An 8601-nucleotide genomic window follows, 5' to 3' on the forward strand; every position below is an offset into this window, starting at 1 on the left:
GCGATGGGGCCCTCAGCCTCACCACAAGGCTCAAGGCTCCAATCCGATCCCCCGCAAGATCACACTGGTCACCGTCTGAATCGCCTTTTCGAACTGCATATCCGACAACGGCTGGTGATCATTCAAAATCTTCACCTGGTGATCAAAGTCGGCATAGTGCTGGGTCGAGGCCCAGATCATGTAGAGCAGACTCGACGGTTCCACCGGCAGGATGCGTTTGTCTTGCACCCACTGGCGAATCTTCGCTTCCTTCATCTTGGCCCAGTCGTACAGGCTTTCATCCAGGGCCTCACCGAGCGTGGGCGCGCCGTGGATGATTTCATTGGCCCAGACCTTGGAGCCATACGGCCGCGTACGCGAGCGCTGCATCTTGGCGCGGATGTAGCTGCTGAGCACCACCCGCGGATCATCGAAGGTTTCGAAGCTCAGGGCATCCTGCTTCCACAGCTCCAGCAGGTCGAACAGCACCGCGCTGTACAGCTCGCTCTTGGTGGTGAAGTAATAATGCAGGTTGGAACGCGGCAGTTGCACCTCTTCGGCGATGTCGGCCATTGCGGTGCTGCCGTAGCCTTTTTCAGCGAAGACTTTTTCCGCCGCCAGCAGGATTTTCTCGACGTTGACCCGACGGATTCCGATCTTGTGATTGCCCATAAGGGCTCCCTGACAACAACACGAATTAAAGACTACCACCAGCTCTAGATCGGGGCGACAGGCCAAGCCGAAACTTCGTACACTGCCCGCTCCCTACCCATTGATTGGTATTGAACAATGTTGATCAAGAAAGCCCTGACCACCCTCGCCCTGCTCACCTCCCTGCTGGGCGCCTCGGCGGCATTTGCCCATGCCCACCTCAAGAGCGCAGAACCTGCGGCCAACAGCAACGTCGCCGCACCGAAAGACCTGCGCCTGACCTTCACCGAAGGCGTCGAAGCCACCTTCACCAAGGTGTCCCTGAGCAAGGACGGCACTGAAATCGCCATCAAGGGCCTGGAAACCCCGGACGCGGACAAGAAAGTCCTGGTCGTGACCCCTGCCGCCCCGCTCGCGAGCGGCAATTACAAAGTGGTGTGGAATGCAGTGTCGGTCGACACCCACAAGAGCAGCGGTACATACAGCTTCAAGGTCGGCCAGTAACCCATGGCAACCCTGCTGGTGCTATGCCGTTTCCTGCATTTTATGGTCGTGCTGCTGATGTTCGGGGCTTGCGTGCTCCGACCCTGGCTGCTCGGCGCCCAGGTACAACCGGCTCTGGACCGGCAACTGCTATGCATCACCCGTGGCCTGGCCTGGCTGGGGCTTGGCTCCGGCGTGGCGTGGCTACTGCTGATCACCGCCAGCATGGCCGGCAGTTGGGACGCGGCGCTGCAACCGGCCACCGTGCAATTGGTGCTGGGCAAGACCTTTTTCGGTCAGGTATGGTCCTGGCATCTGCTGCTGAATGTTCTGCTGGTGATCGTGCTGATCAAACCCTGGCCAGCCTTGCGTTTGCCATTGATCACCCTGCTGCTGGCGACCCTCGCGCCGGTGGGCCATGGCGCCATGCTCGACGGGCTGAGTGGGCAATTGCTGATCCTCAACCAAGTGGTGCATCTGCTCTGCGTGGGGGCCTGGCTGGGTGGGTTGCTGGTGCTGGTGCTGATCCTCAGGCACGCGCAAGAGCACCGGCTGGAGCCGATTTTGCGGCGCTTCAGCGGCGTGGGTTACGGCCTCGTCGCCGGCTTGCTGGTAACCGGTTTGATCAATGTGCGCGTGCTCACCGGGCAACTGTGGCCCACGCCACTGTTCAATGGGTTTGCCTTGATCCTGCTGATCAAGGTGGGGTTGGTGGCGGGGATGTTGGGGTTGGCGCTGCTGAACCGGTTGCGTATCGAACGCTGCGAACAGCGCTTGGGCAGTTTGAAAGCCAGCGTGATGATGGAATGGCTGCTGGGGGTCTGCGCAGTAGCCGCCGTTTCACTCCTTGGCACCCTGCCTCCGATGGTTTTAGCGGTATAAAAAACCAGGTTTAACTCAATCAAATGTGGGAGGGGGCTTGCTCCCGATAGCGGTGTATCAGTCAGATCATCTGTGACTGACACACTGCTATCGGGAGCAAGCCCCCTCCCACATTGACCCTGCCCGCTTTAGATCAGGTCATACACAGTCATCGTATAACTTCTGCTTGACACACCCCGAAAACCCCGCAAATATCCCGCTCAATGTTGTACGACGACGTATAACAAATAATAAAAACAACAAAAGAAAGGGAGCCTCACTGTGAGTCAATTCGCCCGCAATTGCTCTGCACGCCTGGGCCTTATCAGCCTCGCTAGCCTGGCCGTCACCCTGCCCCTGTGCGTTCAAGCCGAAGGTTTTATCGACGACGCCAAGGCCACGCTCAACCTGCGCAACGGCTACTTCAACCGCAACTTCACCAACCCCGGCAACCCTCAGGGCAAGGCCGAAGAGTGGACGCAAAACTTCATTCTCGACGCCAAATCCGGCTTTACCCAAGGCACTGTCGGGTTCGGGATTGATGTATTGGGCCTGTATTCGCAAAAGCTCGATGGCGGCAAAGGCACTGCCGGTACTCAACTGCTGCCGGTGCATGACGATGGCCGCCCTGCCGACAATTTCGGACGCCTTGGGGTCGCGCTGAAAACCAGGCTGTCCAAGACCGAGCTCAAACTTGGCGAGTGGATGCCAGTGCTGCCGATCCTGCGTTCCGATGATGGCCGCTCTCTGCCCCAGACCTTTCGCGGCGGCCAGGTCACGTCCAATGAGATCGCCGGTCTGACCCTCTACGGCGGCCAGTTTCGCGGCAACAGCCCACGCAACGACGCGAGCATGGAAGACATGTTCATGAACGGCAAAGCTGCGTTCACCTCGGACCGCTTCAACTTCGGCGGGGGCGAATATACCTTCAACGACAAGCGCACCCAGGTCGGCCTGTGGTACGCCGAACTCACTGATATCTACCAGCAACAGTATCTGAACCTCACCCACAGCCAGCCGGTGGGCGACTGGACCCTGGGCGCCAACCTTGGCTTCTTCAACGGCAAGGAAGACGGCAGCGCCTTGGCCGGCGACCTCGACAACAAGACCGTGTTCGCCCTGCTCTCGGCCAAATACAACGGCCACACCTTCTACGTCGGCCTGCAAAAACTCACCGGCGACAGTGTATGGATGCGTATCAACGGCACCAGCGGCGGCACGCTGGCCAACGACAGCTACAACTCCAGCTATGACAATGCCAGGGAAAAATCCTGGCAGGTGCGCCATGACTTCAACTTTGTCGTACTCGGCGTGCCAGGGCTGACCCTGATGAACCGCTATATCAGCGGCAGTAACGTGCACACCGCAGCGATCACCGATGGCAAGGAATGGGGACGTGAGTCGGAACTGGCGTATACGGTGCAAAGTGGTGCACTGAAAAACCTCAATGTGAAGTGGCGCAATTCGACAATGCGGCGCGACTTCAGCAATAACGAGTTTGATGAGAACCGGATTTTCATCAGCTATCCGATTTCGTTGTTGTAAGTTCCAGGGTCGAACTCGATCTCAAAGGTGCCACACATCCATGTGGAAGCTGGCTTGCCAGCTCCCACCTTTGATCTCATGCGCCTGGAAGGACGTTGACAACACCAAGAATCCCTAACACTATTTCCATATAGTCATACGACAACCTACAACAAAAATCTGGAACGCCCATGACCACCACAACCCCTGCTCCGTTTAACCGCCTGCTGCTCACCGGCGCCGCCGGTGGCCTCGGTAAAGTTTTGCGCGAACGTATGCGCCCTTACGCCAAGGTCCTGCGCCTGTCGGATATCGCCGACATGGCTCCCGCCATCGATGCCCGCGAAGAAGTGCAAACCTGCGACCTGTCCGACAAGCAAGCCGTGCACCAATTGGTAGAAGGCGTCGACGCCATCCTGCATTTTGGTGGCGTATCGGTAGAGCGCTCGTTCGAAGAAGTGCTCGGCGCCAATATCAGCGGCATCTTCCATATCTACGAGGCCGCACGTCGCCATGGCGTAAAGCGTGTGATCTTCGCCAGCTCCAACCATGTGATCGGTTTCTATAAACAGGGTGAACAACTCGACGCCCACTCCCCACGCCGCCCGGACAGCTACTACGGCCTGTCCAAGTCCTACGGCGAAGACATGGCCAGTTTCTACTTTGACCGTTATGGCATCCAGACGGTGAGCATCCGCATCGGCTCCTCGTTCCCGCAGCCGCAGAACCGCCGGATGATGCACACGTGGTTGAGCTTCGACGACCTGACCCAACTACTCGAACGCGCGCTGTACACGCCCGATGTCGGCCATACCGTGGTCTACGGCATGTCGGCCAACCTCGACACCTGGTGGGACAACCGCTACGCCGCACACCTGGGCTTTGCGCCCAAGGACAGCTCCGAAGTGTTCCGCGCCCAGGTCGAGGCCCAGCCGCCGGTCGCAGATGATGACCCGGCAAGGATTTATCAGGGCGGCGCGTTCTGCGCGGCAGGCCCGTTCGGTGACTGAGTGCACAGCAACCCAAAGGAATGAGTGGCCATGACTGCAGAATTGATTGTCGATGCCCGCAACGCCGTGGGGGAATGCCCGATATGGGTGCCTGAAGAAAACGCCCTCTATTGGGTGGACATCCCCAACGGTGGCTTGCACCGTTGGGACGCCTCTGCCGGGCACCTGCGTGCCTGGAAGGCCCCGCAGATGCTAGCCTGCATCGCCCGTACCCAAGCGGGCAACTGGGTGGCAGGCATGGAAACCGGCTTCTTTGAACTGACCCCGCACAACGACGGCAGCCTCGACACTACGCTCTTGGCCGGTGTCGAACATCCGCGCCCGGACATGCGCTTGAACGACGGCCGCTGTGATCGCCAAGGCCGCTTCTGGGCCGGCAGCATGGTGCTGAACATGGGGTTGAACGCCGCTGAGGGCACCCTTTATCGCTATGCGTCTGGCACGGCGCCCCATGCGCAGCTCGATGGTTTCATCACCCTCAACGGTCTGGCCTTCAGCCCCGATGGCCGCACAATGTATGCCTCTGATTCACACCCGCTAGTGCAGCAGATCTGGGCATTCGACTACGACATCGACACCGGTGCGCCGTCCAACCGCCGGGTGTTTGTGGACATGCATGACTTTCTCGGCAGGCCCGATGGTGCAGCTGTCGACGCGGATGGCTGCTACTGGATCTGCGCCAACGATGCCGGCCTGGTCCACCGTTTCACCCCCGACGGTCGCCTCGACCAGTCCCTCACCGTACCGGTAAAAAAACCCACCATGTGCGCCTTCGGCGGCAGCCGCCTGGACACCCTGTACGTCACCTCCATTCGTGACGATCAGCGTGACAGTTCGCTGTCCGGCGGCGTGTTTGCCCTCAACCCCGGCGTCAAGGGATTGCCCGAACCCCAGTTCATCCTCTAGCTGCATCGCTGTGCCTTGAATACAACAATAACAAGACAGGAATCACCGCCCATGGACTTCAAACGCACCTTGCTCGCTGCCACACTCCTGGCCCTCAGCAGCGCCGCCCACGCGCTGGAAATCAAGTTTGCCGATATCCACCCCGCTGGCTACCCCACCGTGGTCGCCGAAGAAAACATGGGCAAGGCCCTGACCCAGCAAAGCAAGGGCGAATTGACCTTCAAGTACTTCCCGGGCGGTGTGCTCGGCTCCGAGAAGGAAGTCGTCGAACAGGCCCAGGTCGGCGCCGTGCAAATGACCCGCGTCAGCCTTGGCATCGTCGGCCCGGTGGTGCCGGACGTGAATGTGTTCAACCTGCCGTTCGTGTTCCGCGACCAGGCGCATATGCGCAAAGTGATTGACGGCGAAATCGGCGATGAGATCCTCGCCAAGATCACCGATTCCGAGTTCGGCCTGGTCGCCCTCGCCTGGATGGACGGCGGCACGCGCAACCTCTACACCAAGAAACCAGTGCGCAAGATCGAAGACCTCAAGGGCATGAAGATTCGCGTGCAAGGCAACCCGATTTTCATCGAAGCCTTCAATGCAATGGGCGCCAACGGTATCGCCATGGACACCGGCGAGATCTTCAGCGCCTTGCAGACCGGGGTGATCGACGGCGCAGAAAACAACCCGCCGACGCTTCTGGAACACAACCACTTCCAGAACGCCAAGTACTACACCCTCACCGAACACCTGATCCTGCCCGAGCCCATCGTGATGTCGAAAATCACCTGGAACAAGCTCACCGCCGCACAGCAGGACATGGTCAAGGAAGCCGCCAAGGCCGCCCAGGCTGACGAGCGTGTGTTGTGGGATGCCAAGTCGGCCAGCAGTGAAGAGAAACTCAAAAAGGCCGGGGTCGAGTTCATCACCGTCGACAAAAAGCCCTTCTATGACGCCACCGCGCAGGTTCGCGCGAAGTACGGTGCGCCTTACGCCGACATCATCAAGCGTATCGACGCCGTTCAGTAACGCCCTCCTCCCTGACAAGGCCCGGCGCGGTCGGTATCGACGCGCCCGGTCACGGTGAACGCCATGAAGAATCTACTGCTGCGCATCAACGACCGTATCTACATGACCTGCATCTGGGTCGCCGGCCTCTCGGTCCTGGGGGTCGCGCTGATCATTCCCTGGGGCATCTTCGCCCGCTATATTCTCGGCACCGGCTCCAGTTGGCCGGAACCCTCTGCGATCCTGCTGATGCTGGTGTTCACCTTTATCGGCGCGGCTGCCAGCTACCGCGCCGGGGCGCATATGTCGGTGGCGATGATCACTGATCGCCTGCCTGATGCTCAGCGCCGCGTTGTCGGCATCGTCTCGCAACTGTTGATGGCGACCATCTGCCTGTTCATGACCATTTGGGGCGCCAAGCTGTGCCTGTCCACCTGGAACCAGTTCATGAGCGCCATCCCGACCCTGCGTGTGGGTATCACCTATATGCCGATCCCGATTGGCGGCTTGCTGACCTTGATATTCGTGCTGGAAAAACTCCTGCTGGGCGACCAGAGCCACCGGCGCGTAGTGCGTTTCGATCTGGTTGAAGAAAGCGAAGGGGCTGCCTGATATGGACGCATTGATTCTGCTGGGCAGCTTTATCGCCTTGATCCTGATCGGTATGCCGGTGGCCTACGCCCTGGGCTTGTCGGCGCTGATCGGCGCGTGGTGGATCGACATTCCGTTCCAGGCCCTGATGATCCAGGTGGCGGGCGGGGTGAACAAGTTTTCACTGATGGCGATTCCATTCTTCGTATTGGCCGGAGCGATCATGGCCGAGGGCGGCATGTCGCGGCGGCTGGTGGCGTTTGCCGGGGTGCTGGTGGGCTTTGTGCGCGGCGGGCTGTCGCTGGTCAACATCATGGCGTCGACGTTTTTCGGTGCGATCTCAGGCTCGTCGGTGGCCGATACCGCGTCGGTCGGTTCGGTGCTGATCCCGGAGATGGAACGCCGTGGCTACCCACGGGAGTTCGCCACGGCGGTGACCGTGAGTGGCTCGGTACAAGCGCTGCTGACCCCGCCCAGCCACAACTCGGTGCTCTACTCCCTGGCCGCCGGCGGCACGGTATCAATCGCCTCGCTGTTCATGGCCGGCGTGGTGCCGGGCCTTTTAATGAGCGCGTGCCTGATGGTGCTGTGCCTGATCTTCGCGAAAAAGCGCAACTACCCCAAGGGCGAAGTCATCCCCTTGAAGCAGGCCTTGAAGATCGCCGCTGATGCACTCTGGGGCCTGATGGCCATGGTGATCATTCTCGGCGGCATCTTGTCGGGCATCTTCACCGCCACCGAGTCGGCGGCCATCGCGGTGCTGTGGGCGTTTTTCGTGACCATGTTCATCTACCGCGACTACAAATGGCGCGAGCTGCCCAAGCTGATGCATCGCACGGTACGCACCATTTCCATCGTGATGATCCTCATCGCCTTCGCCGCCAGCTTCGGCTACATCATGACCCTGATGCAGATCCCGGCGAAGATCACTACGCTGTTCCTGACCCTGTCGGACAACCGCTACGTGATTCTGATGTGCATCAACGTCATGCTGCTGTTGCTCGGCACGGTGATGGACATGGCACCGCTGATCCTGATCCTTACGCCGATCCTGTTGCCGGTGATCCTCGGTATCGGCGTCGACCCGGTGCACTTTGGCATGATCATGCTGGTCAACCTCGGCATCGGCTTGATCACGCCTCCGGTGGGCGCGGTGTTGTTCGTCGGCGCGGCGGTGGGCAAGGTAAGCATCGAGAAAACCGTGAAGGCGCTGCTGCCGTTTTATGCGGTGCTGTTTCTGGTGCTGATGGCCGTGACCTACATTCCGGCACTGTCGTTGTGGTTGCCGAGCGTGGTGCTGTAAACCCAATCGTCAGAACACAGGTGAGCAAATGTGAGAGGGGGGTTGCTCACCTGACGGCCTCACAATCGACAGGCGCCTACGTGACACACCTTGGTCAAATGTGGGAGGGGGCTTGCTCCCGATGGCGGCCTCCGGGCCGACCAGGGTGGTGGGTCAGACCGAGTACATATCCGGTGTTTGGGTAACGGCCGCTATTGGTTCCGCTTTTACAGCGGGTCACTTTTGGAAAAGAGCCCTGTACGGACCGGACACATGGTTGACGGGTGTGCGGGGACATGGTGGACACTTTTCGGCGAGCCA

At 59.8% G+C, this 8601-nt stretch carries 9 protein-coding genes; 8 read left to right on the forward strand and 1 reads right to left on the reverse strand.

Annotated elements, in window-relative coordinates:
• Positions 1-30: 30 nt before the first annotated feature.
• Positions 31-651: a TetR/AcrR family transcriptional regulator gene (locus tag E3O56_RS16100; protein ID WP_005789320.1), complete on the reverse strand. Its 621-nt coding sequence runs from the start codon at positions 649-651 to the stop codon at positions 31-33.
• 117 nt (positions 652-768) lie between these two features.
• Here E3O56_RS16100 and copC point away from each other — a divergent pair, with 117 nt between their 5' ends.
• The 8 genes from copC (at position 769) to E3O56_RS16140 (ending at position 8301) form a co-directional block, all read left to right on the forward strand.
• Positions 769-1134 (forward strand): copper homeostasis periplasmic binding protein CopC, encoded by a 366-nt coding sequence (gene copC / locus E3O56_RS16105; RefSeq protein WP_103735470.1) that lies wholly within the window; start codon positions 769-771, stop codon positions 1132-1134.
• A gap of 3 nt (positions 1135-1137) precedes the next feature.
• Positions 1138-1995 (forward strand): copper homeostasis membrane protein CopD, encoded by an 858-nt coding sequence (gene copD, locus E3O56_RS16110; protein ID WP_248128549.1) that lies wholly within the window; start codon positions 1138-1140, stop codon positions 1993-1995.
• A 261-nt stretch (positions 1996-2256) separates the two neighbouring features.
• Complete coding sequence (locus E3O56_RS16115) at positions 2257-3519, forward strand: OprD family porin (RefSeq protein WP_248128550.1); 1263 nt, start codon at positions 2257-2259, stop codon at positions 3517-3519.
• A 170-nt stretch (positions 3520-3689) separates the two neighbouring features.
• Positions 3690-4508: an NAD(P)-dependent oxidoreductase gene (locus tag E3O56_RS16120; protein WP_032880497.1), complete on the forward strand. Its 819-nt coding sequence runs from the start codon at positions 3690-3692 to the stop codon at positions 4506-4508.
• 30 nt (positions 4509-4538) lie between these two features.
• Positions 4539-5414: an SMP-30/gluconolactonase/LRE family protein gene (locus tag E3O56_RS16125; protein ID WP_032880494.1), complete on the forward strand. Its 876-nt coding sequence runs from the start codon at positions 4539-4541 to the stop codon at positions 5412-5414.
• Positions 5415-5465: 51 nt separating this feature from the next.
• Positions 5466-6428 carry a TRAP transporter substrate-binding protein gene (locus E3O56_RS16130; RefSeq protein ID WP_248128551.1) on the forward strand — a complete coding sequence of 321 codons (963 nt, stop codon included), beginning with the start codon at positions 5466-5468 and terminating at the stop codon, positions 6426-6428.
• A gap of 63 nt (positions 6429-6491) precedes the next feature.
• Complete coding sequence (locus tag E3O56_RS16135; RefSeq protein WP_005789330.1) at positions 6492-7019, forward strand: TRAP transporter small permease; 528 nt, start codon at positions 6492-6494, stop codon at positions 7017-7019.
• A gap of 1 nt (position 7020) precedes the next feature.
• Positions 7021-8301 (forward strand): TRAP transporter large permease, encoded by a 1281-nt coding sequence (locus E3O56_RS16140; RefSeq protein WP_078821744.1) that lies wholly within the window; start codon positions 7021-7023, stop codon positions 8299-8301.
• The last annotated feature ends 300 nt before the right edge of the window (positions 8302-8601 follow it).

Source organism: Pseudomonas sp. W2Aug9 (assembly GCF_023127755.1).
Lineage (GTDB): Bacteria > Pseudomonadota > Gammaproteobacteria > Pseudomonadales > Pseudomonadaceae > Aquipseudomonas > Aquipseudomonas synxantha_A.

What these genes read in the sequence shown, in the direction of transcription:
- E3O56_RS16140 (WP_078821744.1), top strand. Translation starts at nt 7,021, where the DNA reads ATGGACGCATTGATTCTGCTGGGCAGCTTTATCGCCTTGATCCTGATC.
- E3O56_RS16130 (WP_248128551.1), top strand. Translation starts at nt 5,466, where the DNA reads ATGGACTTCAAACGCACCTTGCTCGCTGCCACACTCCTGGCCCTCAGC.
- copC (WP_103735470.1), top strand. Translation starts at nt 769, where the DNA reads ATGTTGATCAAGAAAGCCCTGACCACCCTCGCCCTGCTCACCTCCCTG.
- E3O56_RS16100 (WP_005789320.1), bottom strand. Translation starts at nt 651, where the DNA reads ATGGGCAATCACAAGATCGGAATCCGTCGGGTCAACGTCGAGAAAATC.
- E3O56_RS16120 (WP_032880497.1), top strand. Translation starts at nt 3,690, where the DNA reads ATGACCACCACAACCCCTGCTCCGTTTAACCGCCTGCTGCTCACCGGC.
- E3O56_RS16125 (WP_032880494.1), top strand. Translation starts at nt 4,539, where the DNA reads ATGACTGCAGAATTGATTGTCGATGCCCGCAACGCCGTGGGGGAATGC.
- E3O56_RS16135 (WP_005789330.1), top strand. Translation starts at nt 6,492, where the DNA reads ATGAAGAATCTACTGCTGCGCATCAACGACCGTATCTACATGACCTGC.
- copD (WP_248128549.1), top strand. Translation starts at nt 1,138, where the DNA reads ATGGCAACCCTGCTGGTGCTATGCCGTTTCCTGCATTTTATGGTCGTG.